Genomic DNA, 26,574 nt, shown 5'->3' on the forward strand with positions numbered 1-26,574 from the left:
TTCGAGCCTCCCTGCTGGCGGGGCGGGATGAAGCGGAAGCTGTTCCCGGCCCCTCCATGCCCCATGGTCACCCCAACTATATCTTGACATCAAGAAACTTGATCACGAGAAACTTGCTATCAAGATACTTCACGTCGATAGACCCCTTACACTGATCGGCATGGAGGACGAGGTCGACCGATTGGTCGCGGCATGGCGGCGGGAGCGCCCTGACCTCGACGTGGAACCGCTCGAAGTGCTCAGCCGCGTCAGCAGGCTCGCGCGCCACCTCGACCGGGCCCGCCGGCTCGCCTTCTCCGAGCACGGCCTGGAGCCGTGGGAGTTCGACGTCCTCACCTCGCTTCGCCGCGCCGGAGCGCCGTACCAGCTCTCCCCCGGGCAACTGCTGACCCAGACGCTCGTCACCTCCGGCACCATGACCAACCGGATCGACCGGCTCGCCAAGAAGGGCCTGGTCGAGCGGTTGCCCGACCCCAGCGACCGGCGGGGGGTCCTGGTGCGCCTGACCCCCGAGGGCCGGGACCGCGCCGACCAGGCGCTCGCCGGGCTGCTCGCCCAGGAGCGGGCCATCCTCGCCCAGCTCTCCCGGGGCCAGCGCGGGGACCTCGCGGCCCTGCTACGCCAGCTGACCGCTCCGTTCGACAACATCCCCGGCTAGCTCCGCCGGCCGTACGCCCGCCCGCCGGGCCAGCGCCACGGCCGCGAGCGTGGAGTGCACGCCGAGCTTGCCCAGCACGTTCTGCATGTGCGTGCGGACGGTGTGCGGGGAGAGGAACAGCCGGGCGGCCACGTCCTTGCGGCCCAGGCCCGCCACCATGCACCGCAGCACCTCGTGCTCGCGCGGGGTGAGCGACTCCACCAGCCGTTCGCTGTCGCTGCGGTGCTTGCGCGCCGCGGTCAGCTCCCGCAGCACCCCGGTCAGCAGCGCGGGCGGCAGATGGGTCTCCTCCCGCAGCACGCCCCGGACCACCGCGAGCAGCCGGGAGAGCGAGCAGTCCTTGGCCACCCAGCCCGAGGCCCCGGCCTGCAGGGCCAGCGCCGCCCGCCGCGGATCGTCCCGCTCGGCCAGTACGACCGTACGCACGGCCGGGTGCGCGCCGCGCACCCCGGCGACCAGGGCGATGCCGTCGCCCGGCGGCGCGGGCGACGAACCCGGCTCCCGCTGCGCGGGTACGGCGCCGGCCCCGGCCGCGGCGCCGAGGTCGGCGTCGACCAGCAGGACGTCGAAACGCCGTCCCTCGCCGGCCGCGCGGTCCAGACAGCGCAGGGCCGCGGGACCGCTGCCGGCCGCGGACACGTCCACGTCCGGCTCGGCGGCCAGTGCCGCGGCGAGCGACTCGGCGAAGATTCGGTGATCGTCCACCACGAGAACCCGGATACGAACCACAGACACCCCCAAGGGTCGGGGAACGGACGACCGCGGGTACGACGCCCGGACCCGGTGAACCGCGAGCGCCGCGGCCGCCGCCGTGACACCAGTGGACTACCCCGGACCGGACGCCGTACCCGACGTGTCTCGACCCCTGAATCAACACCGGCCCCCACCGGTGTCACGCATCAGCGTAGGACGGCCAGGGTCCCGCGGTTGGCCGAATAGCAGAAGTTTTCCCGGCGATTTTCCGGCCCGGGCGCTCCGGACGGGGCCGCACGTGGCCGGAAACGATCCCTGGAGGTGGCCCGGAACGCGGCGTCGGGGACGGCGCGTGCCACGGGCAGTTGCACGGGGGGCATTTCACCCGGCGTGCGCACGCTGGGCGCCCGCGCGCAAGGCACGGCCCCGGCGCGCGGACGAGTGTGCGCGCCGGGGCCGTGAGCCGTCCCGGGCCGTTGTGAGCCGGCGGGTTCGGCGGGGTCGTACAGAGCTGTACGGGGTCGTACGGGCCCCACGCGTACGGGGTGGGAGCGGCGGCGTCGGGGACGCCGCGGGCGTCAGGCGGAGGGCTGCGCGGCGCGGCGCTGGGCGAACTCCCAGGCGTCGGCGACGATCCCGGCGAGGTCCGCGCGGCGCGGCGTCCAGCCGAGCCGGTCGTGGGCGCGCCGGGCGGAGGCGACCAGGACGGCCGGGTCGCCGGCCCGGCGCTCGGCGACGACCTCGGGGATCTCGTGGCCGGTGACCTTGCGGACGGTCTCGATGACCTCGCGCACGGAGAAGCCGTTGCCGTTGCCCAGGTTGCAGATGAGGTGCTCGCCGGCGACGGCCGCGTCGAGTGCCGCCAGGTGCGCCTCGGCGAGGTCGGCGACGTGGATGTAGTCGCGTACGCAGGTGCCGTCGGGGGTCGGGTAGTCCTGGCCGAAGACCGAGATGGCCTCGCGGCGGCCCTGCGCGACCTGGAGCACCAGCGGGATCAGGTGGCTCTCGGGGTCGTGGCGCTCGCCGTACGCGCCGTAGGCGCCCGCGACGTTGAAGTAGCGCAGCGAGACGGCGGCCAGGCCGTGCGCCGCGCACTCCCCCGCGATCATGTGGTCGACGGCGAGCTTGGTGGCGCCGTAGGGGTTGGTGGGCCGGGTCGCCGCGTCCTCGGTGAGCAGGCCCTCGGTGGGCTCGCCGTAGGTGGCGGCGGTGGAGGAGAAGACCAGCTTGGTCACGCCGGCCTCGCGCATGGCGGCCAGCAGGGACATGGTGCCGCCGACGTTGTTGTCCCAGTACTTGCCCGGGTTCACCACCGACTCGCCGACCTGTGAGAACGCCGCGAAGTGCAGCACGGCGTCGTAGGAGGCGTCCAGGTGGCGGGCCGCGTCCTTGATGTCGCCCTCGATGAAGGCGGCGCCGGCCGGGACGCCCTCGCGGAAGCCGGTGGAGAGGTTGTCGAGGATGGTGACCTCGTGGCCGGCCTCCAGGAGATGGGCCGCGCACACGCTGCCCACGTATCCGGCGCCGCCGGTGACCAGGTACTTGCTCACTCGCCTACTACCTCTCGCATGAATGCACTCGTCAGGAGCTGGGATGGGGGTGGAGATGGGGATGCTGATGGGATGCGGGGTTCGCATCTCTGGCTTACCCCATTTCCGGTCCCGCGGGGAAATCGGCGGCCGCCCGGCTGCGGCCGCCGCTCACTCCCCGGCCGCGGTGCGCGCGCCGGCCGCCCGTTCCAGCAGCCCGGTGCGGGCGGCCAGCGCGGCCGCCTCCAGGCGGGAGCCGACGCCCAGCTTCATCAGGACCCGCTGCACGTGCGTACGGGCGGTGCTCGGCGCGATGGCCATGCCGGCGGCGATCAGGCGGGTGTCCTCGCCGTCGGCGACGCGCACCAGGACCTCGGCCTCGCGCGGGGTCAGCAGCCGCAGCAGCCGGCTGCCCTCGTCGTCGGGCTGGACGGCGGGGTTGAGCAGCTCGGCGAAGGCGCCCTGGAGCAGCTGCGGGGCGACGGCCGCCTCGCCCGCCCGGGCCTTGGCCAGGGCCCGCTCGACGCCCTCGATGCGCTCGTCCTGGCGTACGTAGCCGCAGGCGCCGGCCGCGAAGGCGGCGGCGATCCCGCGGGGGCTGGGCACCGGGCCCAGGACGACGACGGCGATCTGGGGGCGTTCGCGGCGGATGCGCACCACCGGTTCGAAGACGCCGGGTTCGGCCGGGGCGGCCGTACCGAAGAGGCAGACCTCCGGTGCCCGGCCGATGACCAGCTCGGCGGCGCCCGCGGCCGGGGCGGCCGCGGCGAGCACCCGGTGCCCGCGCAGTTTCAGGGCCGAGGCCAGCGCCTCGGCCAGCAGCCGGTGCTCGTCGACCACCACGACCCGTACGCCCATTACGGCCCCCACCCCCGACCCTTCTGACCCGGCAAGCTACACGCTTGTTCGACGGCGTGTGCCGGTTACCCGCGTTAAAGCCCCCGGAAGGACGGACCTTCCGGGGGCTGGTGGACGCCTTCGTCGCGTCCGCGGGCCGGGCGTGCGCTCAGTTGGCCGCGAAGGAGACGAACAGGTAGCGCGGGTCGCCGGAGCTGTAGGGCTTGCTGACCAGCTGCTGGGAGATGAACAGCCGGCCGTTGTGGTAGCGGAACTCGGCGTGGTCGGGCGAGAAGCTGGTCTCGGCACGGCGGATGTCCTTGTCCGCCGGGTTCTCCATCAGGACGGTCTGCTTCATCGTCGCCGGGTCGATGCTGACGACCTGGCCGCCCTTGTCGTACGGGGGCACCTTGTAGGCGATGATGTTCGACCCGTCCATGCGCAGCGGGAGCATCGAGTACCGCTCGCCCGCGTCGGCGCGGTCGGTGGTCTGCTTGCCCGTGTCGAGGTCGAAGGAGAGGATCTCGTTGGTGCGGGCCGCGGCGGACTGGCCCTGGTGCTGGATGGAGGGCAGGTACACCTTGCCGTTGCCCACGGCCATCTTCGTGCAGGACTCGACCTCGACGGCGCCGCACTCGGGCTCGTAGTTCCCGGAGGTCAGCTCGATCTTGCTCTTGAGCTGGCCCGCGTCGTCGATGACGAAGAGGTCGCTGACGCCGGTGCCGTTCTTGGCGGTGCGGCCGACGTCGGCGCCGACGACCAGCGGCTTGGTGGAGACGATGCTGGCCCACTCGATGCCGGCGCTCATCTTGTACGAGGACTTGGGCGCGCCGGTGGCCGGGTCGAGGACCTGGGCCTGGAGGTACTGCTGGCCGTAGTCGCCGCACTTGCGGATGACAGCGAGGGCCTCGCCGCCGGCGTAGCCGAGGTCGTAGCACTTCTCGGCGTCCGCCTTGGGCACCCACAGGCTCTTGCCGTCGGCCAGGTTCCAGGCGGCGCCGCCCTGCAGGCCGCCGGCGGCGACGGTCTGGCCGGAGACGGTGATCTCCTTGAACTCGACCTTCTTGTCGCCGCTGGTGACGGACTGGGCGCCGCCCGACCACACGAGCTTGCCGGTGTTCAGGTCGATGACGGCGGCCTGGTTGCAGCGCGGGTACTTGTTCTGGGCGGAGGGCATGCCCTCCTGGAACAGCACGGCGGTCTTGTTGTCGCTGACGTGCCGGCTGGCGCCGCACAGCTGGCCGCCGAAGGGGATCTCCCACTTCTTGGCGCCGTCGCTCAGGTTGTAGCCGACGATCTTGGCGACGTCCGACTTGGCGTAGACGGTGTCGTTGATCCAGGAGCCCTTGACGTTGACGAGGTCCTCGACCGTCGGCTGCGGGACGTTGACCAGGGTCTTGGACTTGGTGTTGGAGGGCACCTTCTCGGTGCCGCCGCCCGCGGCGGTGCCGCCGCCGGGCTTGTCGCCGCCGGCGCTGCTCTGGCCGCCGGTGGCCTCCTGCTTGCCGCCGTCGTCACCGGAGACCAGCCAGAAGCCGCCTGCGACGATGACGGCGATGGCGACGACCGCCGCGCCGATGATCATCAGCTGGTTGCGCTTGGCGTTGCCGCCGCCGGGGGGCGGCGGGGGCAGGGTGCCCGGCGGCGGGCCGAACGGGGGCGGGGGCAGGGTGCCCGGGGGCTGCTGGTAGCCGCCCTGGGCGGGCGCCGGGGGCGTCCAGCCGGGCTGGGCGGGCGGCGGCGCCTGCGGGTAGCCGTAGCCGGGCTGGGGGTAGCCGTACCCGGGCTGGCCGGGCTGGCCCTGCGGGGGCGGGGGCGTGGGCGCGCCGAAGCCGCCGCCCGGGGGCGGGCTCTGCGGGGCGCCGTAGCCGCCCGGCGGGGGGTTCTGCGGGGCGCCGTAGCCGCCCGGCGGGGGGTTCTGCGGGGCGCCGAAGCCGCCCGGCGGGGGATCCTGGGGGGCTCCGAAGCCGCCGGCGGGCGGCTGGTTCGGAGGGGGTGGCGGGGTACTCATGGGGTGTCGTTGCCTCTCACTTGCCGGGCGATTTCCACGTCACGTGCCGACGTACGGCCGGCTCACGCTGCCGACGTACGGCCGGCTCACTTGCCGAAGACCATCAGGAGCTTCTCGGGCGAGCCGTCCCTGCTGCCCGCCAGGTGGGTGGAGGAGAGGAACAGCCGTCCGTCGACGAAGTCGATCTGCGGGGAGAGCATGGTGTTCTCGACCTTGGCCGCCGGGGCCGAGGGGTTGCGCAGCACCGTGGTGGCCTTGCCGCCGCCCAGGGGGACCGACAGCACCTCGCCGCCCTTGTCGTCATCGCCGGCCAGGTACCCGTACAGCTGCCCGTTCTCGACCTTGAGCGGGATCACCTCGCGGTTCGGGCCCGCCGGGGTGCGCCAGGTGGACTTGCCGGTGCCCAGGTCGAAGGCGACGATCTCGTTCGAACGGCCCTCGGTGGGCAGGTACATGGTGTTCGTGGCGGCGTCGACGACCACGCCGGTGCAGTTCTGCAGCGAGCGGTCCATGAGCGTCAGCCCGCAGCGGGCGGCGAACTTGCCGTCGCCGCTGAGCTGGGTGCGCAGCTTCCCGTCGGTGCCGACGACCGCGATGGAGCGCTCGTTCTTCTCCTTGTTGGTGGCGTCGATGACGACGGGGTCCACCGAGTAGATCTTGGAGACGCGCCAGCCCGTGGGGAGCCGGTAGTGCCACGTCGTCCTGCCGGTGACCGGGTCGGCGCCCTGGAGTTCCTCGCCGGCGTCGGGGCAGCGGGCGACGGCGACCAACTTGGACCCGCCGGCGTACGTCTCGGGCTTGCAGCCGCCGGGGTCGGTGGTGGGCTGCTCGGTGCGGGCGAAGAGCCGGTCGCCGGTGCTCACCTTGAAGGCGCTGCTGGACCCCACTCGGCTGACGGCGACGGTGTCGCCGGAGATGGCCAGGGTGAGGGAGGTCATGATGTCGAAGATGCCCTCCTTGGGCACCTCCTTGGTCCAGCCCTCCTTGCCCGCCTTGAGGTCGATCATCTTGAGCTGGTTGCAGTCCGACTCGCCGGAGTCGCCGCTCTTGTAGGCGAGGACGGTCTTGCCGTCCGGGGAGGCCTGGTTGGGGGTGGCGCCGCAGAGCGTGCCGGGCAGGGTGACGCTCCAGCGTTCCTTGCCGTCGGTCACCGCGTAGCCGGTGACGGTCTTGTACGCGAGCTTGACGACGGTGTCGCCGACGACCCACTGGGCGGGTGCGGGGGCGCCGCCGCCGGGCAGCTCGACGGAGTTGGTCTTGAGCCACAGGACGCGGTCCTCGCCGGGCTTGCGGCCGGAGTTGAGGTCGGGTTCCGTCCCGCCGCCCTTGCCGTCGCCCTTGCCGTCGCCCTTGTCGACGGAGGGGCCGGCCGAGGGGCCCGCGTCGGCCGGGGCGGAGCCCTGCGCGGCGGGCTTGCCGCCGGCGCCGTCGTTGTCGTCGCCGGCGAGGACGAAGTAGCCGCCGGTGCCCAGCGCCAGCGCGGCGGCCACGGCGGCGGCGACGAGGGCCGTCCGCTTGCCGCGGGGCGGCTTGCCGGGACCGCCGGGGCCGCCGGGGACCGGGTAGGGCTGCGGGACCGTCGGCGGCTGCGGGTATCCGTAGCCGTGGCCCGGGTGGGGTGCGCCGGCGTGCGGGGGCTGCTGGGCGTACGGGTTGGGGCCCGCGTGCGGCCGGCCGTACCCCTGCTGCGGCGGGCCGGGCAGATGTCCGTAACCGTCCGGTACGGGCGGCTGGTTCGGCTGCGGCGGCACAGTCATCGGCGCGGACCTTCGGCGTTCGGCGGGAGTGAGGGGGATGACCTTTGTATCACTCGCGCCGCACGTCGCAGGGGCCGGTCGCACCCCTGTTCCCAAGGGCGGACCGGCCCGTGACGCCGCCGTGATCCGGCCGGCGGGGTGATGCGGTCAGGCCTCTTCGGCGAGCTCCAGCCAGCGCATCTCCAACTCGTCGCGTTCGGCGAGCAGTTCCCGCAGCTCCGTGTCGAGCTTGGCGACCTTGTCGTAGTCGGTGGCGTGGTCGGCGATCTGGGCGTGCAGGTGGGACTCGCGGTCGGCGAGCTTGTTGAGCTGCCGCTCGATCTTCTGGAGTTCCTTCTTCGCGGCGCGCGCGTCGCCGGAGGAGGTGGACTTCACGGCGGCGGCCGGGGCGGGCGCCGGGGCGGCCGCCTCGATCATCCGCTGCCTGCGCTCCAGGTACTCGTCCAGGCCGCGCGGCAGCATGCGCAGGGTGGCGTCGCCCAGGAGCGCCATCACGGTGTCGGTGGTGCGCTCGATGAAGAACCGGTCGTGGGAGATCACGATCATGGAGCCGGGCCAGCCGTCGAGGAGGTCCTCCAGCTGGGTGAGGGTCTCGATGTCGAGGTCGTTGGTGGGCTCGTCGAGGAAGAGGACGTTGGGCTCGTCCATCAGCAGGCGCAGGATCTGCAGCCGGCGCCGCTCACCGCCGGAGAGGTCGCCGACGGGCGTCCACTGCTTCTCCTTGGTGAAGCCGAACTGCTCGCACAGCTGACCGGCGGTCATCTCGCGGCCCTTGCCGAGGTCGACGCGGTCGCGTACGCGCTGGACGGCCTCCAGCACCCGCAGGGACGGGTCGAGTTCGCCGACCTCCTGGGAGAGGTAGGCGAGCTTGACGGTCTTGCCGACGGTGACGGTGCCGGCGGCCGGCTGGGTGTCGCCCTGGCTGCGGGCGGCCTCGGCCAGCGCGCGCAGCAGGGAGGTCTTGCCGGCGCCGTTGACGCCGACCAGGCCGATGCGGTCGCCGGGGCCCAGGTGCCAGGTGAGGTGCTTGAGGAGGGTCTTGGGGCCGGCCTGGACGGTGACGTCCTCCAGCTCGAAGACGGTCTTGCCCAGGCGGGCGTTGGCGAAGCGCATCAGCTCCGAGCGGTCGCGCGGCGGCGGCACGTCGGCGATCAGCTCGTTGGCGGCCTCGATGCGGTAGCGGGGCTTGGAGGTGCGGGCGGGGGCGCCGCGGCGCAGCCAGGCCAGCTCCTTGCGCATCAGGTTCTGCCGCTTGGACTCCTCGGTGGCGGCGATCCGTTCGCGCTCGGCGCGGGCGAAGACGTAGTCGCTGTAGCCGCCCTCGTACTCGTGGACGGCGCCGCGCTGGACGTCCCACATGCGGGTGCAGACCTGGTCGAGGAACCAGCGGTCGTGGGTGACGCAGACGAGGGCGGAGCGGCGGGCCTGGAGGTGGCCTGCGAGCCAGGCGATGCCCTCGACGTCGAGGTGGTTGGTGGGCTCGTCGAGGACGAGGAGGTCCTGGTCGGCGATGAGCAGCTTGGCGAGCGCGATACGGCGGCGCTCGCCGCCGGAGAGCGGGCCGATGACGGTGTCCAGGCCCTGGCCGAAGCCGGGCAGGTCCAGTCCGCCGAACAGGCCGGTCAGCACGTCGCGGATCTTGGCGTTGCCGGCCCACTCGTGGTCGGCCATGTCGCCGATGATCTCGTGGCGGATGGTGGCCGTGGGGTCGAGGGAGTCGTGCTGGGTGAGGACGCCCATGCGCAGGCTGCTGTTCTGCGTGACGCGGCCGCTGTCGGGCTCCTCCAGCTTGGCGAGCATGCGGATCAGGGTGGTCTTGCCGTCGCCGTTGCGGCCGACGACTCCGATCCGGTCCCCTTCGGACACGCCGAGGGAGATGCCGTCGAGCAGGGTACGGGTGCCGTACACCTTGCTGACTGCCTCGACATTGACCAGATTGACGGCCATCAGACGCGCTCCAGGTAGGGGGATGGATCAGCCCCTCAGCCTAACCTTCCGCAACGGACCGGAACGCTCCCCCGCCACCCGGCCACCGCCGGACCATCCCGATGCCGCCGTACACGCTCACACGACCGCCGCGCCCGGGGCCGGGGACGTGGCCGTGCGGGTGGTGCGGCAGGTGCCCGAGGCTTCGAGGGCGGCCGCGACCGCGGCGGCGGTGGCCGGGTCGGGGACCAGGAAGGCCGTGGTGGGGCCGGAGCCGGAGACCAGGGCGGCCAGGGCGCCGGCCGCGGTGCCCGTGGCCAGGGTGTCGGCGAGCTGGGGGCGCAGCGAGAGGGCGGCCGGCTGGAGGTCGTTGGCCAGGGTCTTGGCGAGGGCTTCGGCGTCGCCCGAGCGCAGGGCGGCCAGCAGGGCCGGGTCGGCCTGCGGTACGGGGACGGCCGTGCCGGCGGTGAGGCGGTCGAACTCGCGGAAGACGGCCGGGGTGGACAGCCCGCCGTCGGCGACGGCGAACACCCAGTGGAAGGTGCCGGCCGGGACGGGGGTGAGGTGCTCGCCGCGCCCGGTGCCGAGGGCGGCGGCGCCGACCAGGCTGAAGGGGACGTCGCTGCCGAGCTCCGCGCACAGGGCCAGGAGTTCCTCGCGGGGGGTGTTCAGGCCCCACAGGGTGTCGCAGGCCAGGAGGGCTCCGGCGCCGTCGGCGCTGCCGCCGGCCATGCCGCCGGCGACGGGGATGGCCTTGTCGATGTGGAGGTGGACGGCCGGCTCGATGCCGTGGCGGGCCGCGAGGAGTTCGGCGGCGCGGGCGGCGAGGTTGGTGCGGTCCAGGGGGACCTGGTCGGCGTCGGGTCCCTCGCAGGTGACGCGCAGCTCCTCGGCGGGGGTGGCCGTCACCTCGTCGTGGAGGGAGACGGCGAGGAAGACGTTGGCGAGGTCGTGGAAGCCGTCGGGGCGGGCGGCGCCGACCGCCAGCTGGACGTTGACCTTCGCGGGCACGCGGACGGTGACGCTCACGGGGTTCACAGGGCGGCCCTCTCGGCGGCGGGCTTGTGCTCGGCGATGCGGGCGAACTCCTCGACGGTCAGGCCCTCGCCGCGGGCCTGCGGGGAGATCCCGGCGCCGACCAGGGCGCTCTCGGCGGCCGCGGCCGAGCCGGCCCAGCCGGCCAGGGCGGCGCGCAGGGTCTTGCGGCGCTGGGCGAACGCGGCGTCGACGACGGCGAAGACCTCGGCCTTGGTGGCGGTGGTCTTCACCGGCTCGGTACGGCGCGTCAGCGCGACGAGCCCGGAGTCGACGTTGGGCGCGGGCCAGAACACGTTGCGGCCGATGGCGCCGGCGCGCTTGACGTCGGCGTACCAGTTGGCCTTGACCGAGGGCACGCCGTAGACCTTGTTGCCGGGCCGGGCCGCGAGCCGGTCGGCGACCTCGGCCTGGACCATGACCAGGGTGCGCTCGATGGTCGGGAACCGGTCGAGCATGTGCAGCAGGACCGGCACGGCGACGTTGTACGGCAGGTTGGCCACCAGCGCGGTGGGCGGCGGGCCCGGCAGCTCCTGCACGTGCAGGGCGTCGGAGTGGACCAGCGCGAACCGGTCGGCCTTCTGCGGCATGCGGGCGGTGATCGTCGCGGGCAGCGCGGCGGCCAGCACGTCGTCGATCTCGACGGCGGTGACCCGGTCGGCGGCCTCCAGCAGGGCCAGCGTCAGCGAGCCGAGCCCGGGCCCGACCTCCACCACCACGTCGTCGGGCCGCACCTCGGCGGTGCGGACGATCCGGCGCACGGTGTTGGCGTCGATGACGAAGTTCTGCCCCTTCTGCTTGGTGGGGCGGACGCCGAGGACCGCCGCCAGCTCGCGGATGTCGGCGGCCCCCAGGAGGGTGCCGGGGGCGTCGGGGGCGTCGGGGGTGCCGTGCGGCTCGGGCTGCTCTGCGGTGCTCACCGGTAAAGCCTACGGCCGCAGTGGGGCCACGGACTCGCCCCCCGCTGCACGTAGAGCTTCTTGGCCCGGAACGTCTGCTCGCCGGCGCTCGCGTCCTGGGGCCGGCCGCTGCCGCCGAGGGACCGCCAGGTGGCGACGTCGAACTGGTACAGCCCGCCGTACGTGCCCGACGCGTCGGTGGCCGCGGGCCGGCCGCCGGACTCGCAGTGGGCCAGCGCGCCCCAGTCGAGGCCGTCGGCGCCCGCGACCGAGGTGGGCAGCGGGCGGGTGCCGACCAGGACCCGCTGGGTGACGGGCTCGCGGACGATCTCCTCGGCGATACGGCGCGGCTTCTGCCGGACCCCGTTGACGGTGCGCAGGGCGTACGTGACCCGGCGGGCGCCGGGCCGGCCGGCCCGTTCGACGACCTCGGTCCCGGTGAACAGGGTGGCGTCCTCGACCTTCTCGGTCTCGTACGGGATGCGCTCCTCGCGGACCTCGCGGGTGCCGGTGATGCGCAGGACGGTGACGGTCTGGCCGTCGCGGGGGAAGGCGTCGGGGGGCACGGAGGTGGTGTCCTGGCCCTGGAGGGTGATCCCGGCCTGGTCGAGGGCCTCCTGGACGGTGGCGGCGTTGGTGCGGATGGTGCTCTCGCGGCCGTCGGCGAGGAAGGTGACGCTGCGTTCGGTGCGCACGTTGAGGGTGAGGCCGGCGCGGGGGACGGCGGTGGTGCGGGGGGTGGAGAGGTAGGCGCCCTCGGCACGGACGCCGAGCTGCCGCAGGGCGCCTCCGACGGTGCGGGCGGTGGTCCACACCTGGCGGCGCTGTCCGTCCAGGGTCAGGCGCAGCGGGCGGCCGTAGCGGACGACGATCTCGTCGCCGTCGTCGAGGTCGGCGTGGCGGCCGGGGGCCACCTGGTCGTGGGGGCCGACGCCGAGGCCCTCGGCGGCCAGCAGTTCGTCGACGTCGTCGGCGAAGGTGTGCAGGGTGCGGGCGGTGCCGTCGACGGTGAGGCGGACGGACTTGTCGGCGGCGACGAAGGCGGAGGTGCCGCCGGCGAGGAAGGCCACGACGAGGGCCTGCGGCACGATCCGGCGCCAGCTGTCCCGCCCGGCCCGCGCCCCCCGCCGGGCGCCCCGGCGCCCGGCGGGCCCGGGGACGTCGGCCGGGTCGGGCGTGGAGGGGATGAAGGGGGCGTCGGGCACGGTGCCGGTGCCGGGTGCGGGGGCGTCGGGCGCCCTGCCGGGTGCGGGGGCGTCGGGCGCCCTGCCGGGTGCGGGGGCCGGGGCGGCCCGGCGGCGCCGGCCCTGCCGGGGGCCGGGCACATCGGCCGTCTCGGGCCCGTGCGGCCCACCGGACCCACCGGCCCCGCCGAACCCACCCGGTCCGTGCGGCCCGCCCGACTCGTCGAGCCCGTCCGTCCCGCCGGACCCGTGCGGACCGTCAGGCCCGCCGGGCGGGTGCGGCGCGTCCGTCCCACCGGACCTGTACATCCCGGCAAGCCCGCCGGACCCGTGCGGCCCGTCCGTCCCGCCGGACCGGTGCGGACCGTCGAGCCCGCCGGGCCCGTGCTGACCGTGCTGACCGTCCGGCACGGTCGGTGCGTCGCCGTACCGGGCGTGGGTCTCGTACGTCCCGGCGGGTCCGTACGACGGGTACGGCTGCGGGGTTCCGGGGCCCGCGGGCGGTTCCGGCGTGCCCGCGGCCCAGTCGCCACCGCCGGGGCGGCCGGCGTACGGGTCGGGCCAGTGGCCGGTTCCGCCGCCGAACCCGGCGTACGCGTCGTACGGCGGCTGCGCCACAAGGCCCTGGGTATCGCTCACGACGCTCGCTCCACTGATCCGGCCGCTGCTTCGGGCACGGCACCCTAGCGGAGCGAGCGTCACTCACCAAAGTCGTACGACTACTCAGCGTGTCGCCGGCGGGCGGGAGCGGGCCGCCGGGTCAGTAGGCGAAGGCGCGGGCCGTGTTCGCGGCGAGGGCCTCGCACAGGGTGTCCTCGTCGAGGCCGCGGACGGCGGCCATCGCGCGCACGGTCAGCGGGATCAGGTACGGCGCGTTGGGCCGGCCCCGGTAGGGCGCGGGCGTCAGGTACGGGGCGTCGGTCTCGACGAGGACCAGCTCCAGCGGGGCCACCGCGAGGGCGTCGCGCAGCGGCTGGGCGTTCTTGAAGGTGACCGTCCCCGCGAACGACATGTAGTAGCCGGCGGCCGCGCACGCGCGGGCCATCTCGGCGTCGCCGGAGTAGCAGTGGAAGACCGTCCGCTCCGGGGCGCCCTCCTCGCGCAGGATCCGCAGCACGTCGGCGTGGGCCTCGCGGTCGTGGATGACCAGGGCCTTGCCCTGCCGCTTGGCGATCTCGATGTGGGCGCGGAAGGAGCGCTCCTGGGCGGCCATGCCCTCGGGGCCGGTGCGGAAGTAGTCCAGGCCGGTCTCGCCGACGGCGCGTACGTGCTCCAGGGCGGCCAGGGCCTCGATCTCGGCGAGCGCCTCGTCGAGCGCGGCCTCCCCGCCCCCGGCCCGGGCCTCCTGCCGCGACCACCCTCCCCCAGGATCCCCGTGCACGATGCGCGGCGCCTCGTTCGGGTGAAGGGCGACGGCCGCGTGGACGTTGTCGTACGCGGCGGCGGTCTCGGCGGCCCAGCGGGAGCCCTTCACGTCGCAGCCCACCTGGACCACGGTGGTCACGCCGACGGAGGCGGCCTTGCGCAGGGCCTCCTCGACGGTGCCGCCCTGCATGTCCAGGTGGGTGTGGGAGTCGGCCACCGCCACCGCCAGGGGTTCGGGCAGCGGCGGCGGGGCGTCGTGGGAAGCGGGGCTCATACGGCCGATCTTATGACCGGCGCAGCTTCCCCAGCAGGCGGGAGAGGCGTCCGCCGCGCTCCTCGGGGCCGATCGCGACCGGACCCGGCGCGTCGTGCGCGGGGGCGCCCGCGTGCGGCTTGGGCGTGCGCGGCACGTTCGCACCGGCCGGTACGGGGCCGGCGATCCCGGGCGCGACGGGGTAGTGGTAGATCTGGTCGAGCAGGCCGAGCACCGACTGCACCTGGCCCTCGCGCATGATCCGCACCACGTGCGCGCCGCAGTTGAGGCAGGTGGGGTTGGACAGCGGCGAGGAGACGCGTTCGCCCCCGGCCTTGTAGAGGATGAACGGCTGTCCGAGGGCGTCCGTGTGGTGCTCGATGGCGTACGCCTGCTCCCAGCCGTAGCCGCACCTCATGCACGCGAACGAGTAGGCCTCGTGCACGGTCGGTACCCCCGCGGGAGCCGGCGCGGGCGCGGGGTCCGTGGCGGCCGGGGCGGCCGCCGCCGTGACCGGGGTGTCTGCGATCTCACTCATGCCAGCTCCTCTGGTCCGCCGGTGTCCTTGACCCAGTGGACGCCTCAATGGCCGGGAGCGCATCAGGTCCTGTCCAGTATTGGACGGCCCTTGGGGGACTCATTCCCCAAGGCACCGGTGCGCGGTCTGAGCTTTGCCTTTCAGGTTATCCCTTTACCGTCCTACAGCATCTTTTGTGCCGCATTCTTTGCCGCGACGACCGCGTCGAACACCTCGCGCTTGGGTACGCCGGCCTCGGCCGCGACCGCCGCGATGGCCTCTTTGCGCCGTTCCCCGGCCTCCTCGCGCACCTGCACCCGGCGGACCAGTTCGCCGGCGTCCACGTCGCCGGGGGCGGCCTGCGGGGCGCCCTCGACGACGATCGTGATCTCGCCGCGCACGCCCTCGGCGGCCCAGGCGGCCAGCTCCGCCAGCGGCCCGCGCCGGACCTCCTCGTAGGTCTTGGTCAGCTCCCGGCACACGGCGGCCCGGCGGCCGCCGCCGAAGACCTCGGCCATCGCGGCGAGGGTGTCGTCGAGGCGGTGCGGGGCCTCGAAGTAGACGAGCGTGCGCCGCTCCTGCTCCACCTCGCGCAGCCGGCCCAGCCGCTCGCCGGCCTTGCGCGGCAGGAACCCCTCGAAGCAGAAACGGTCCACCGGCAGTCCGGACAGGGCGAGCGCGGTCAGCACGGCCGACGGCCCGGGCACGGCGGTGACCTTGATGTCCTTCTCGACGCAGGCGGCGACCAGCCGGTAGCCGGGGTCGGAGACCGAGGGCATGCCCGCGTCGGTCACCAGCAGCACGCGGGCGCCGCCCGCCAGCGCCTCGACCAGCTCCGGGGTACGGGCGGACTCGTTGCCCTCGAAGTACGACACGACGCGCCCGGTGGTGTGCACGCCCAGGCCCTGGGTGAGCCGGCGCAGCCGCCGGGTGTCCTCGGCCGCGACCACGTCGGCGCGCTCCAGTTCGGCGGCGAGCCGGGGCGGGGCGTCGGCGAGGTCGCCGATGGGGGTTCCGGCCAGGACGAGGACGCCGGTCGCGGCGGGCTGCACAGTTGTCACCCGCCCATCCTCTCAGCCCCGCGCCCGGTACCGGGGCGCGCGCACAGGTGCGTTCCCTACGATGACCCGGTGACCGTGACCAGTACCGTGACGCTGCCGCCGCCGCACGCGCCCCGACCGACCGCCGACGTGCGGGACGACGTAACGGCCCGGCTGGTGCCGCCGTACGCGAAGCCGTCGGCGAACCTGTGGACGGCGCTGGGGGTTCCGGCCGCCGCGGCCGCCACCGTGAACCGGATCCTGGCGTGGGCGGGGCCGCTGCTGGTGGCGCTGGTCGCCGGAATCCTGCGGTTCTGGCACCTGGGCAGCCCCAAGGCCGTGATATTCGACGAGACGTACTACGCCAAGGACGCCTGGGCCACCATCCAGCGCGGCTACGAGGCGAGCTGGCCCAAGGACATCGACGGCTCGATCATCGCCAACCCGAACGGGGTCGGGCTGCCGGTCGACCCGGGGTACGTGGTGCACCCGCCGGTCGGCAAATGGGTGATCGGGCTCGGCGAGTGGATGTTCGGGTTCACGCCGTTCGGCTGGCGGTTCATGACGGCCGTGCTCGGCACCCTGTCGGTGCTCATGCTGTGCCGGATCGGGCGCCGCCTGTTCCGCTCGACGTTCCTGGGCTGCCTGGCGGGCGCGCTGCTCGCGGTGGACGGCCTGCACCTGGTGATGAGCCGGACGGCGCTGCTGGACCTGGTGCTGATGTTCTTCGTGCTGGCGGCCTTCGGGGCGCTGCTGATCGACCGGGACCGGGCCCGGGCCCGGCTGGCGGCGGCGCTGCCGGTGGGCGACGAGGGGCGCACCCGCCCGGACGTAACGGTGGCGGAGACCCTGCGGCTGGGCTGGCGCCCGTACCGGATCCTGGCCGGTGTCTGTCTGGGCCTGGCCTTCGGCACGAAGTGGAACGGCCTGGTGGTGCTGGCCTTCTTCGGCATCCTGACGGTGCTGTGGGACGCGGGCGCGCGCCGGACGGCGGGCGCGGGCGCGCCGTACGCGGCGATGCTGCGGCGGGACGCGGTCCCGGCGTTCGTCTCGACGGTGCCGGTGGCCATCGCGGTGTACGTGGCGTCGTGGACGGGCTGGATCCTCAGCCCCGACGACGGCAAGGGCGGCTACTTCCGCGACTGGGCGGCCAAGCAGGGCGGCGGCCCGTCGGTGGTACCGGAGTGGCTGCGCAGCCTGTGGCACTACGAGACGGAGGTCTACACGTTCCACGTGGGCCTGACCTCGGGCCACACCTACGAGTCCAACCCGTGGAGCTGGCTGGTCCTGGGCCGGCCGGTGTCGTACTTCTACGAGTCCCCCGCCCCGGGGACGGACGGCTGCCCGGCCACGGAGGCCGGCAAGTGCGCGCGCGAGGTGCTGGCGCTGGGCACGCCGCTGCTGTGGTGGACGGCGTGCTTCGCGGTGCTGTACGCGCTGTACCGGTGGGCGCTGCGCCGCGACTGGCGTGCGGGCGCGCTCCTGTGCGGCCTGGCCGCGGGCTACCTGCCCTGGTTCAACTACCAGGAGCGGACCATCTTCTACTTCTACGCGGTGGTCTTCGTCCCGTACCTGTGCCTGGCGGTGGCGATGATGATCGGTGCGATGCTGGGCCCGGCGGGCTCCTCCGAACGGCGCCGCGCGATCGGCGCGATCGGCACGGGCGTCCTGGTCCTGCTGATCGTGTGGAACTTCATCTACTTCTGGCCGGTCTACACGGGCCAGACCCTGCCGATGGACTCCTGGCGCAACCGCATGTGGCTGGACACCTGGATCTGATCCGCGCCCGCGCCCGTCTCCCCCCGGCCGCCCCCGTCCGCCGTACCGTTTGCGCTGGACAGGGGGAGTCGACTGGCTGAACATGTTCAGGCAGCCGTGAGTCGGCTGTGACTCCTGGGGAGGGGACGTATGAACGGGGCGGCCAAGGGCACCATCGTCGGCGGGGTGTTCCTCGCGATGGTGGGGGGCGCGGCGTACGGGGTGTACACGCTGGTCGGGGACGGCGACGGGGGCGGGGGCAGCGACGCCGTCTCGGCGCGGGCCTCGGGTCCGCCGACCGACAAGGAGATCGCCGGCACCGCGAAGGAGTTCCTCGCCGCCTGGGCCGCCGGCGACGAGGAGAGCGCGGCCGCGCTCACCAACAACACGGCCGCCGCACGGACCGCACTGGCCGACTACGAGGCCAAGGCGTACGTCTCGAAGGCCGCGATCACCCCGGGCACGCCGGCCGGCGCCACGGTGCCCTTCACCGTGGCCGCCGAGGTGACGTACGAGGGGGTCACCAAGCCCTTCGCGTACGCCTCCCAGCTGACCGTCGTACGCGGTGCCACGACCGGCAAGGCGCTGGTGGACTGGCAGTCGGCCGTCCTGCACCCGCAGCTGCAGAAGGACGACAGGCTCCGCGCGGGCGCCCCCGCCGTCCCGCCCGTCAAGGCGGTCGACCGGGAGGGCAAGGAGCTGACGGCGGAGCAGTACCCCTCGCTGCGCCCCGTCCTGGACCAGTTGCGCGAGACGTACGGGCAGAAGGCGGGCGGGAAGCCCGGCGCCGAGCTGTGGATCGAACCGGCCGCTCCCGGCACCCCGCGGCGCACCCTGCTGACCCTCGCCGAGGGCGAGCCGGGGCGGATCGAGACCAAGCTGGACGCCACGGTGCAGGAGGCCGCGGAGAAGGCGGTGGCGCGGTTCCCCGAGTCCTCGGTGGTGGCGGTCCAGCCGAGCACGGGCGACATCCTGGCGGTGGCCAACAACCGCAAGGACGGCTTCAACGCCGCCATGCTCGGCACCCGCGCCCCCGGCTCGACGATGAAGATCGTGACCGGGGCGATGCTGCTGGACCGGGGGCTGGTGGCGGCGGACAAGCCCGCCGAATGCCCCAAGACGGTCTCCTGGGACGGCCGGACCTTCCACAACCTGGACCACTTCGAGCTGACGGGCCAGACCTTCGCGACCAGCTTCGCCAAGTCCTGCAACACCGCCTTCATCAAGCAGATCAAGGCCGTCGGCGACAACGGGGCGCTGCCCAGGGAGGCCCGCGAGGTCTTCGGCATCGGGCTGGACTGGAAGACCGGCGTGAAGTCGTGGGACGGCGAGGTCCCCGAGGCCTCGGGCGCGGCGGCTGCCGCCGAGTACATCGGCCAGGGCACCATCCGGATGAACCCGCTGAACATCGCCTCGGTCACGGCGACGGCGCGGACCGGGGTCTTCCGCCAGCCGCTGCTGGTGGATCCGGCGCTGGACGGCCGTACGGTCGCGCAGGCCGAGCGCCGGATGAAGCCGGCGGTGTCGGCGCAGCTGGTGACGATGATGCGGCGGGCGGCGGCGCCCGGCGGCACCGGCGCCGCGACGATGGCCTCGGTGGGCGGCGACAAGGGCGCCAAGACCGGCTCGGCGGAGGTCGACGGCGCGGCGGCCCCGGACAGCTGGTTCACCGGGTTCAGCGGGGACCTCGCGGCGGCCGCGATGGTCCAGGGCGGCGGCCACGGCGGCGACGCCGCCGGCCCGGTGGTGGCCCAGGTCCTCACGTCCGGCTGACCCGACCCGGCCCGCCCCCGCCCCCTTCCAGCCCCGCCGGCGTCTGAGGCGCGGGGGCGCGGGGACCCGGGGGCGGAGCCCCCGAATCCTGAACCCGCACCCACCCACCCCGGGTTGCGGGTGGCGTGCCCGAAGGGCGGTACGCCGCCGATCGCGTAGCCGGTGGTCTCCCGGACCACCACCGCGTCGGCCCGCGTCACCCGGCCCGCGCCCAGCTCCCGCCGTACCGCCTCGACGTCGACGCGCGGGGCGCCGTCCATGAGCACGAGCACCGGCACGCCGCCGGCGGCGACTACGGGGCACGTCAGCGCGCCGGGTTCAGCCCGATATGGCGGTCCGCAGCGCCCGGATCAGCGCCTGGGCGCGCGGGTCGGCGGTGACGGACCGGGCCAGCGTGTTGGTGACGTAGCCGAAGCCGATGCCGGCCTCCGGGTCGGCGAAGGCCAGGGAGCCGCCGCGGCCCGGGTGGCCGAAGGAGGCCGGGGAGAGCAGCGGGGACGCCGGGCCGTGGAGCATGTAGCCGGGGCCGAAGCGGGTGCCGACGACCAGGACGCGGTCCGGGCCGGCGGCCTCCTCGGCGGCGGCCAGCGCGGTGGTGGCGGGGGTGAACAGCCGGGCGCCGCCGTCCTCGACGTCGCCGAGCGTGGCGGCGTAGAAGCGGGCGAGCGCGCGGGCCGTGCCGATGCCGTTGGAGGCGGGCAGCTCGGCGGCCCGGTAGGCGGCGTCGGACTCGTCGGGCAGCGGGTCGATGGCGCCGAAGGCCCGCCGGGTCAGGGAGGCGGGGTCGGCGTAGGCCTCGGAGACGTTCCTGCGCGGGCGGGTGCGCAGGGCCCCCTCCCGTGGCGGCGGCTCGACCTGTGCCGTGCGGCCCACCCGGTGGGCCTGGTTCTCGGGCAGGCCGATCCAGAAGTCCAGGCCCAGCGGCCCGGTGACCTCGGCGGCGAGCCAGTTGCCGAGGGAGGCGCCGGTGACCCGCAGCAGCAGTTCCGACAGCAGCCAGCTGTAGGTCTGCGCGTGGTAGCCGTGGGCGGTGCCGGGCTCCCAGAAGGCCTGCTGCTCGGCGACCGCGCGCGGTCCGGACAGTCCGTCGCCGGCCTCGGCGGCGGTCAGCGGGCGGTCCAGGGCGGGCACCCCGGCCCGGTGCGCGAGCAGGTGCCGTACGAGGGCCTTGTCCTTGCCGCCCGCCTTGAACTCCGGCCAGTACGAGGCCACCGGCGCGTCCAGGTCCAGCAGCCCGCGCTGGTGCAGCAGCAGCGGTACGGCGGCGGCGACGCCCTTGGTGGCCGAGCGGACGATCTGCGCGGTGTCCGCGGCCCAGGGCTCGCCGTCCGCCCCGCCCTCGGCGTCCCTGGTCCCGGCCCACAGGTCCACGACCGTGCGTCCGTCGCGGTAGACGGCCACGGCAGCGCCCCGGTCGCCGTGCACCTCGAAGTTGCGCACGAACGCGTCCCTGACGGGCTCGAAGCCCTCCGCCACCGTCCCCTGGACGTCCACGTCCGTACTCCTCGCCCGCTGATCCGGTCCCGGCACCCCTGCGGCGCCGCACGTCAGGATCCAACACGGACCGGCCCGCCCTGCTTCCCGCAGGTGGCCGCGCTCGGGCCGGCGCCGGTCCTACGGAACGGCGACCGAGCGGGGGTCGAAGCCGAACGGCAGCTCCAGGCGGTGGGCGCGCATCAGGTCCTCGTCGCACAGCAGGTTCTGGGTGCGGCCGTCGGCGGCGATGACGCCCTCGCTGAGGATCACCGAGCGCGGGCACAGCTCCAGCGCGTACGGCAGGTCGTGGGTGACCATCAGCACGGTCACGTCCAGGGACCGCAGGATGTCGGCGAGCTCGCGCCGTGAGGCCGGGTCCAGGTTGGAGGAGGGCTCGTCCAGGACCAGGATCTCCGGCTCCATGGCCAGCACGGTGGCCACGGCCACCCGGCGGCGCTGGCCGAAGGAGAGGTGGTGCGGCGGCCGGTCCGCGTACGCCGCCATGCCGACCCGGTCCAGGGCCGAGTGGACCCGGGCGGCCAGGTCCGCGCCGCGCAGGCCCGCGGCCGCCGGGCCGAAGGCGACGTCCTCGCGGACGGTGGGCATGAACAGCTGGTCGTCGGGGTCCTGGAAGACGATGCCCACCCGGCGCCGGATCTCGGCGAAGTTCCGCTTCTCCACCGGCAGGCCGGCCACCTTCACGGTGCCCACGCCGCCGCCGAGGATGCCGTTGAGGTGCAGGACGAGCGTGGTCTTGCCGGCGCCGTTCGGGCCGAGGAGCGCCACCCGCTCGCCGCGCCCGACGGTCAGGTCCACACCGAAGAGGGCCTGGTGGCCGTCCGGGTAGGCGAAGGCGAGCCCGGCGACGTCCAGGGAGGGGACCGCCGGGGCGCCGCCGGGGGACACGGCGGAGCATGCGGCGGACGCGGAGGAGCGGGCAGTCGTCACAGCGTCCATCCCATCAGGCAGACGGCGAGCGCCGCCACCGGCAGTACGGCCGCGTACGCCCACTGCGTGCGCGTGGCGGCGGCCTCGTCGAACACCGGCATCGCGCCGGCGTACCCGCGGCTGACCATCGCGAGATAGACCCGCTCGCCGCGCTCGTAGGAACGGATGAAGAGGGCGCCGGCGGTCTTGGCCAGCACCCCCCAGTGCCGGATCCCGCGCGCCTCGAAGCCGCGCGAGCGGCGGGCGATCGACATCCGGCGCAGCTCGTCGGTGATCACGTCGCCGTAGCGGATCATGAAGGAGGCGATCTGCACCAGCAGCGGCGGCAGCCTGAGCCGCTGGAGGCCCAGCAGCAGGGCCCGCAGTTCGGTCGTCGAGGCGAGCAGCACCGAGGCGGCCACCCCCAGGGTGCCCTTGGCCAGCACGTTCCAGGCGCCCCACAGCCCCGAGACGCTCAGCGACATCCCGAGGACCTCGGCCCGCTCGCCCTCGGCCACGAAGGGCAGGAGCAGCGCGAACGCCACGAACGGGATCTCGATCAGGAGCCGGCGCAGCAGGAAGCCGGCCGGGATCCGGGCCACCGCCGCGACGGCCGCAAGCAGGGCGGCGTACGCGGCGAAGGCCCAGACCGCCTCGCGCGGGGTGGAGACGACGACCAGGACGAAGGCGAGCGTCGCGGCGAGTTTGCAGTGCGCCGGCAACGCGTGGACCGGGGAGTGCCCGTGCCGGTAGAGCGTGTGGGCGTGGCCGGCGCCCATGTCAGGCCGCCGGCTGCCCGGGGCTGACCGGCTGCTCCGCCCGGGCGTCGTCGCGGCGGCGGCGCACGGCCCAGAAGACGCCGGTGCCGACGGCGACGGTCGCCCCCACGCCGATGGTGCCGGCGAGACCGCCGGAGAGGCGCTCGTCGTCGACGTCCTTGACGGTGTAGTCGGCGAGCGGGGAGCCGGCGCTGGCGTGCTCGTAGGCGCGCTCGCCCTCGGGCTTCTCCTCGTCCTCCTTCACCTTGGCGTCGATGCCCTGGTCGGCGGCGACCTTCTCCAGGCCGTCGGGGCTGGTGGAGGCGTAGAAGGAGACGATGCCGGCCAGCACCAGGGCGGTGGCCAGGCCGGTGGCCCACAGGGCGGTGCCGGGCCGGGCGGCGCGGGTGGCGGCGGGAGTGGCGGCCGGGGCGGCGGCGGGGGCGTCGACGAGTTCGCCGCCGACGCGCAGCTTCAGCGGCGTGGTCAGGCCGGCGGCGCCGTGCACCAGGTCGGGGCGTACGGCGAGGACGGCGCCGACGGTGGCGGCGGTGATCGCGGCCTCACCGATGCCGATCAGGACGTGCACGCCGACCATCGCGGTGAGCACCTTGCCCAGCGGCACGTCGGTGGTGCCGCCGACGGCGTACAGGGCGGTGAAGGCCGCGGCGGAGGCGGGTACGGAGACCAGCGCGCCGGCGAAGGCGGCCACCGTGACCGAGCGGCGGGTGCCGGGCAGCACCTTGAGCAGGCCGCGGAAGATCGCGTACGCGACGACCACGGTGACCACGCCCATGACGGTGATGTTCACGCCGAGGGCGGTCAGGCCGCCGTCGGCGAAGAGGATGCCCTGCATCAGCAGGACGACCGAGACGCACAGCACACCGGTGAAGGGGCCGACGAGTATCGCGGCCAGGGCGCCGCCCAGCAGGTGTCCGCTGGTACCGGCGGCGACGGGGAAGTTGAGCATCTGCACGGCGAAGATGAACGCGGCGACGAGCCCGGCCAGCGGGGCCGTGCGCTCGTCGAGCTCCTTGCGCGCGCCGCGCAGGCTGACGGCCACCGCCCCGACGGCGACGGCGCCCGCGGCGACCGAGACGGGTGCGTCGATGAATCCGTCGGGTACATGCATGGGTGGCCGCTCCGCTTCACGAGTGCGCAGGCACTAACAGAATCTTTAACTGTTCAAGAATAGTGCCCACCTGCAAACCGTTGGCAAGAGCGGCCGCATCACAAATGAGGGCTCGCACTTTCGTCGGAATATGCGAGGCTGGGGAGCAACAAGTTCAGTTTTGACCCTGTTTGAACCGCTTTGCTGACGCGCTTGATGACGTGAGGAGCCGGTCGATGTCGCTCACTACCGCCGCCGTCGAAGAGCGGGTGCGTGCCCGTGTGATCAGCGATGACCCGCTCTTCCGGGCCATCCCCGTGGCCCTGCGGTTCGCCGCCTCCGAGCCCCTCGCCGTCCGGATCGTGTTCCCGGCGGGGTTGTCGCCCGAGGGCACCGAGAACGAGTGGGTGCTGCCGCGCGCCCTGCTGGAGGCGGGCCTGACGGCCCCGAGCGGCTCCGGGGACGTACGGGTGTGGCCGTGCGGGCGGGTGCAGGCGGTCGTGGAGTTCCACTCCCCCGAGGGCGTCGCGGTCGTGCAGTTCGACAGCGCGGCACTGCGCCGGTTCCTGCGCCGCACGTACGACCCCGTCACCCGTTAGGCCGTCTCCTCGCGCAAAAGGCCCGGTCCCGCACCCGTGAGGGTGCGGGACCGGGCCTTCTGCGGGTACGCGCCCGCAGGCGGCCGCCGCTACGCGAGCACCTTCTCGCGGTCGCCGTCGGCGTCCTTGTCCGGGTCGGCGCCGCGGGCACCGTCGGCGTCCTCGGCGTCCTCGGCGTCCTTCAGGTGCTTGCGCAGGCCCTCGCCCTCGACGTCCACGTTCGGCAGCAGCCGGTCCAGCCACTTCGGCAGCCACCAGGCCTTGTGGCCGAGCAGTGCCAGCACCGCCGGGACGATCGCCATGCGGACGACGAACGCGTCGAAGAGGACGGCGATCGCGAGGCCGAAGCCGATCATCTTGACCATCTGGTCGTCCATGCCGATGAACCCGGCGAACACCGCGATCATGATCACCGCAGCGGCGGTGACCACCCGGGCGCTGTACCGGAAGCCGGTCACGATGGCCTGGCCCGGGCGCTCGCCGTGGACGTACGCCTCACGCATCCGGGTGACCAGGAAGACCTCGTAGTCCATGGCCAGGCCGAAGACCACGCCCACCATGAAGATCGGCATCATGCTCATGATCGGACCGGGCTGGTCCACGCCGAAGAGCGAGCCGAGCCAGCCCCACTGGTAGACCGCGACGACCGCGCCGAGGGCGGCGACCACCGAGAGCAGGAAGCCGAGGGCCGCCTTGAGCGGGACCAGGACCGAGCGGAAGACCAGCATCAGCAGCAGGAACGCGAGGCCGACCACGAGCGCCAGGTACGGCAGCAGCGCGTCGTTCATCTTCTGCGAGAAGTCGATGTTGATCGCGGTGGTGCCGGTGACCATGACGTGCTTGTCGCTGCCGTCGCGGATCTCGTGGACGAGTTCCTCGGTCGCCGCGGAGGACGGGCGGTCGGCCGGGATCACCGTGATGATCGCGGCGTCGCCGGCCTCGTTGAACCGCGGCGGCATGACCACCGGGTTGCCGTCGGGGCCCTTGGCGACGCCGTCGAGCTTGGTGAGGCGGTCGAAGGTGCGGTCGGCGAGCGCCTTGTCGCCGTCCACGACCACCAGCAGCGGGCCGTTGAAGCCCGGGCCGAAGCCGTCGGAGAGCAGGTCGTACGCCTTGCGCTGGCTGGAGGAGACCGGCTTGGCGCCGTCGTCCGGCAGGCCCATCTCCAGCTTGCCCGCCGGGATCGCCACCGCGCCGAGGCCGATCACACCGGCCAGCAGGACGAGCACCGGGCGGCGCAGCACGAAGCGGGCCCAGCGGGTGCCGCCGTTGGGCTTGGCCGCCCGGTCGGCCGGCTTGTCCTTGCCGCCGCCGAAGAGCTTGCTCTTCGTACCGGCGGGCAGCACCTTCCTGCCCGCGAAGCCGAGGATGGCCGGGACCAGGGTGAGCGCGACGAGGACGGCGATGACCACCGTGCCGGCGGCCGCCACGCCCATCTTGGTCAGCATCGGGATGTTGACGACGGCCAGGCCCACGAGGGCGATGACCACGGTCAGACCGGCGAACACGACCGCGGAGCCGGCGGTTCCGGCAGCCCGGCCGGCCGCCTCGTCGCGCTCCAGGCCCTCGGCCAGCTCGGCCCGGTAGCGGGAGACGATGAACAGCGCGTAGTCGATGCCGACCGCGAGGCCGATCATCATCGCGAGGATGGAGGTGGTGGTGCCCAGGTCCAGCACACTGGCGAGCGCGGTGATGGAGGAGACGCCGATGCCGACGCCGATGAGCGCGGTGAGCAGCGGCAGCCCGGCCGCCACGAGCGAACCGAAGGTGATGACCAGCACGATCGCGGCGACGACGATGCCGATGATCTCGCTGGAGCCGGTCTTGGGCGCCTCCATGAGCGCGTCGCCGCCGATCTCGACCTGCGGGGCGCCCGCGCCGAGGTCCTTGCCGACGTTCGTGAGCGCGTCGCGCGAGGCGTCGGTCAGCTCCATGCCGCTGACCTTGTACGTCGCGGTGACGTAGGCGATGGAGCCGTCGTGGCTGATGGCCTGCGCCTGGTAGGGGTCGGTGACCGAGGCGATCTGCTCCTTGCCCGGGCCGTCCTTCAGACCGGTGACGATCTTCTCGACCTGGGACTTCACACCGGGGTCGTTGACCGATCCGCCGGCCGGGGCCTTGATGACGATCCGGGCCGTGGCGCCGTCGGCGCTCTGGCCGGGGAAGCGCTCGTCGAGCATGTCGAAGGCCCGCTGGGCCTCCGTACCGGGTATGGAGAACGAGCCGGAGCTGGGGGCGGCTGCCGTCGCCGCGCCGAAGCCGGCGAGGGCGAGCAGCGCCACCCAGAGGAGGGCGACGAGGCGCCGGCGCCGGAAGGAGCCCTTGCCCAGTCGGTAGAGGAAGGTGGCCACGTCGGTGGTTCTCCCGTTCGGGTCGTGGGATGGATGGGCACGCCACGAGGGCGTGGTGAGCCGGCCCGACGACGAGAGCGGTGCGTGTCAGGAGCAGCGGGGAAGGGTGGGGAGGGG

General features: G+C 73.8%; 21 protein-coding genes and 1 pseudogene. 4 read left to right on the plus strand and 18 right to left on the minus strand.

The window, feature by feature from the left end; genetic code table 11:
* The first annotated feature begins 160 nt into the window (after positions 1-160).
* Entirely contained in the window at positions 161-658 is a 498-nt protein-coding gene (locus ACIPXB_RS21035) for a MarR family transcriptional regulator (protein ID WP_362300578.1), read from the plus strand.
* Here the strand turns inward: ACIPXB_RS21035 and ACIPXB_RS21040 are convergent.
* The 12 genes from ACIPXB_RS21040 to rsmI all read right to left on the minus strand — a co-directional run bounded on the left by ACIPXB_RS21040 (position 617) and on the right by rsmI (position 15,725).
* Positions 617-1,399, minus strand: coding sequence for a LuxR C-terminal-related transcriptional regulator (locus ACIPXB_RS21040; RefSeq protein WP_401452060.1), 783 nt, complete (start codon positions 1,397-1,399; stop codon positions 617-619). The genes ACIPXB_RS21035 and ACIPXB_RS21040 overlap by 42 nt on opposite strands.
* Positions 1,400-1,929: 530 nt before the next feature.
* The gene (gene galE, locus ACIPXB_RS21045; RefSeq protein ID WP_401452062.1) at positions 1,930-2,901 is read right to left on the minus strand and encodes a UDP-glucose 4-epimerase GalE; all 972 of its coding nucleotides are present in this window, start codon (positions 2,899-2,901) and stop codon (positions 1,930-1,932) included.
* A gap of 150 nt (positions 2,902-3,051) precedes the next feature.
* The gene (locus ACIPXB_RS21050; RefSeq protein WP_401452167.1) at positions 3,052-3,738 is read right to left on the minus strand and encodes a response regulator transcription factor; all 687 of its coding nucleotides are present in this window, start codon (positions 3,736-3,738) and stop codon (positions 3,052-3,054) included.
* 148 nt (positions 3,739-3,886) lie between these two features.
* On the minus strand, positions 3,887-5,728 hold the full coding sequence (locus ACIPXB_RS21055) for a PQQ-binding-like beta-propeller repeat protein (RefSeq protein WP_401452064.1): 1,842 nt from the start codon (positions 5,726-5,728) through the stop codon (positions 3,887-3,889).
* 86 nt (positions 5,729-5,814) lie between these two features.
* Positions 5,815-7,485, minus strand: coding sequence for a PQQ-binding-like beta-propeller repeat protein (locus ACIPXB_RS21060; RefSeq protein WP_401452066.1), 1,671 nt, complete (start codon positions 7,483-7,485; stop codon positions 5,815-5,817).
* A 147-nt stretch (positions 7,486-7,632) separates the two neighbouring features.
* On the minus strand, positions 7,633-9,432 hold the full coding sequence (locus ACIPXB_RS21065; RefSeq protein WP_401452068.1) for an ABC-F family ATP-binding cassette domain-containing protein: 1,800 nt from the start codon (positions 9,430-9,432) through the stop codon (positions 7,633-7,635).
* A gap of 117 nt (positions 9,433-9,549) precedes the next feature.
* Entirely contained in the window at positions 9,550-10,440 is an 891-nt protein-coding gene (locus ACIPXB_RS21070) for a 4-(cytidine 5'-diphospho)-2-C-methyl-D-erythritol kinase (protein WP_401452169.1), read from the minus strand.
* Between the two features lie 5 nt (positions 10,441-10,445).
* Complete coding sequence (gene rsmA, locus ACIPXB_RS21075; protein ID WP_401452069.1) at positions 10,446-11,366, minus strand: 16S rRNA (adenine(1518)-N(6)/adenine(1519)-N(6))-dimethyltransferase RsmA; 921 nt, start codon at positions 11,364-11,366, stop codon at positions 10,446-10,448.
* Positions 11,363-12,838, minus strand: a complete 1,476-nt coding sequence (locus tag ACIPXB_RS21080; RefSeq protein WP_401452171.1) for a ubiquitin-like domain-containing protein — start codon at positions 12,836-12,838, stop codon at positions 11,363-11,365. Before ACIPXB_RS21080 ends, rsmA begins: the two co-directional genes overlap by 4 nt.
* A gap of 451 nt (positions 12,839-13,289) precedes the next feature.
* On the minus strand, positions 13,290-14,168 hold the full coding sequence (locus tag ACIPXB_RS21085; protein ID WP_401452071.1) for a TatD family hydrolase: 879 nt from the start codon (positions 14,166-14,168) through the stop codon (positions 13,290-13,292).
* A gap of 10 nt (positions 14,169-14,178) precedes the next feature.
* The gene (locus ACIPXB_RS21090) at positions 14,179-14,685 is read right to left on the minus strand and encodes a hypothetical protein (RefSeq protein ID WP_401452073.1); all 507 of its coding nucleotides are present in this window, start codon (positions 14,683-14,685) and stop codon (positions 14,179-14,181) included.
* 161 nt (positions 14,686-14,846) lie between these two features.
* Positions 14,847-15,725, minus strand: coding sequence for a 16S rRNA (cytidine(1402)-2'-O)-methyltransferase (gene rsmI / locus ACIPXB_RS21095; RefSeq protein ID WP_401452075.1), 879 nt, complete (start codon positions 15,723-15,725; stop codon positions 14,847-14,849).
* 69 nt (positions 15,726-15,794) lie between these two features.
* Between rsmI and ACIPXB_RS21100 the strand changes: the two genes are divergently transcribed.
* The gene (locus ACIPXB_RS21100; protein WP_401452077.1) at positions 15,795-17,483 is read left to right on the plus strand and encodes a dolichyl-phosphate-mannose--protein mannosyltransferase; all 1,689 of its coding nucleotides are present in this window, start codon (positions 15,795-15,797) and stop codon (positions 17,481-17,483) included.
* 129 nt (positions 17,484-17,612) lie between these two features.
* Complete coding sequence (locus ACIPXB_RS21105) at positions 17,613-19,235, plus strand: penicillin-binding transpeptidase domain-containing protein (protein WP_401452079.1); 1,623 nt, start codon at positions 17,613-17,615, stop codon at positions 19,233-19,235.
* Positions 19,236-19,351: 116 nt separating this feature from the next.
* Here the strand turns inward: ACIPXB_RS21105 and ACIPXB_RS21110 are convergent.
* The 5 genes and pseudogenes from ACIPXB_RS21110 to ACIPXB_RS21130 all read right to left on the minus strand — a co-directional run.
* A pseudogene (locus ACIPXB_RS21110) lies at positions 19,352-19,531 on the minus strand (YbaK/EbsC family protein); the annotation flags it as partial.
* A 22-nt stretch (positions 19,532-19,553) separates the two neighbouring features.
* The gene (locus ACIPXB_RS21115) at positions 19,554-20,729 is read right to left on the minus strand and encodes a serine hydrolase domain-containing protein (RefSeq protein WP_401452081.1); all 1,176 of its coding nucleotides are present in this window, start codon (positions 20,727-20,729) and stop codon (positions 19,554-19,556) included.
* Positions 20,730-20,849: 120 nt separating this feature from the next.
* Entirely contained in the window at positions 20,850-21,668 is an 819-nt protein-coding gene (locus ACIPXB_RS21120; RefSeq protein WP_401452083.1) for an energy-coupling factor ABC transporter ATP-binding protein, read from the minus strand.
* The gene (cbiQ, locus tag ACIPXB_RS21125) at positions 21,656-22,417 is read right to left on the minus strand and encodes a cobalt ECF transporter T component CbiQ (RefSeq protein WP_401452085.1); all 762 of its coding nucleotides are present in this window, start codon (positions 22,415-22,417) and stop codon (positions 21,656-21,658) included. Before cbiQ ends, ACIPXB_RS21120 begins: the two co-directional genes overlap by 13 nt.
* Position 22,418: 1 nt before the next feature.
* Positions 22,419-23,528, minus strand: a complete 1,110-nt coding sequence (locus ACIPXB_RS21130) for an energy-coupling factor ABC transporter permease (protein ID WP_401452087.1) — start codon at positions 23,526-23,528, stop codon at positions 22,419-22,421.
* Positions 23,529-23,743: 215 nt separating this feature from the next.
* Between ACIPXB_RS21130 and ACIPXB_RS21135 the strand changes: the two genes are divergently transcribed.
* Positions 23,744-24,106 carry an SsgA family sporulation/cell division regulator gene (locus ACIPXB_RS21135; protein WP_401452089.1) on the plus strand — a complete coding sequence of 121 codons (363 nt, stop codon included), beginning with the start codon at positions 23,744-23,746 and terminating at the stop codon, positions 24,104-24,106.
* Between the two features lie 89 nt (positions 24,107-24,195).
* Here the strand turns inward: ACIPXB_RS21135 and ACIPXB_RS21140 are convergent, their stop codons facing one another.
* Positions 24,196-26,457: an MMPL family transporter gene (locus ACIPXB_RS21140; RefSeq protein WP_401452091.1), complete on the minus strand. Its 2,262-nt coding sequence runs from the start codon at positions 26,455-26,457 to the stop codon at positions 24,196-24,198.
* Positions 26,458-26,574 lie beyond the last annotated feature (117 nt).

It is taken from the genome of Streptomyces sp. NPDC090022, assembly GCF_044748145.1.
Lineage (GTDB): Bacteria > Actinomycetota > Actinomycetes > Streptomycetales > Streptomycetaceae > Streptomyces.

Excerpts from the sequence above, each read along its gene's own strand:
- ACIPXB_RS21035 (WP_362300578.1), top strand. The coding sequence starts at position 161 with ATGGAGGACGAGGTCGACCGATTGGTCGCGGCATGGCGGCGGGAGCGC.
- ACIPXB_RS21050 (WP_401452167.1), bottom strand. The coding sequence starts at position 3,738 with ATGGGCGTACGGGTCGTGGTGGTCGACGAGCACCGGCTGCTGGCCGAG.
- ACIPXB_RS21055 (WP_401452064.1), bottom strand. The coding sequence starts at position 5,728 with ATGAGTACCCCGCCACCCCCTCCGAACCAGCCGCCCGCCGGCGGCTTC.
- ACIPXB_RS21060 (WP_401452066.1), bottom strand. The coding sequence starts at position 7,485 with ATGACTGTGCCGCCGCAGCCGAACCAGCCGCCCGTACCGGACGGTTAC.
- ACIPXB_RS21065 (WP_401452068.1), bottom strand. The coding sequence starts at position 9,432 with ATGGCCGTCAATCTGGTCAATGTCGAGGCAGTCAGCAAGGTGTACGGC.
- ACIPXB_RS21080 (WP_401452171.1), bottom strand. The coding sequence starts at position 12,838 with ATGTACAGGTCCGGTGGGACGGACGCGCCGCACCCGCCCGGCGGGCCT.
- ACIPXB_RS21085 (WP_401452071.1), bottom strand. The coding sequence starts at position 14,168 with ATGAGCCCCGCTTCCCACGACGCCCCGCCGCCGCTGCCCGAACCCCTG.
- ACIPXB_RS21090 (WP_401452073.1), bottom strand. The coding sequence starts at position 14,685 with ATGAGTGAGATCGCAGACACCCCGGTCACGGCGGCGGCCGCCCCGGCC.
- ACIPXB_RS21105 (WP_401452079.1), top strand. The coding sequence starts at position 17,613 with ATGAACGGGGCGGCCAAGGGCACCATCGTCGGCGGGGTGTTCCTCGCG.
- ACIPXB_RS21120 (WP_401452083.1), bottom strand. The coding sequence starts at position 21,668 with ATGGACGCTGTGACGACTGCCCGCTCCTCCGCGTCCGCCGCATGCTCC.
- cbiQ (WP_401452085.1), bottom strand. The coding sequence starts at position 22,417 with ATGGGCGCCGGCCACGCCCACACGCTCTACCGGCACGGGCACTCCCCG.
- ACIPXB_RS21130 (WP_401452087.1), bottom strand. The coding sequence starts at position 23,528 with ATGCATGTACCCGACGGATTCATCGACGCACCCGTCTCGGTCGCCGCG.
- ACIPXB_RS21135 (WP_401452089.1), top strand. The coding sequence starts at position 23,744 with ATGTCGCTCACTACCGCCGCCGTCGAAGAGCGGGTGCGTGCCCGTGTG.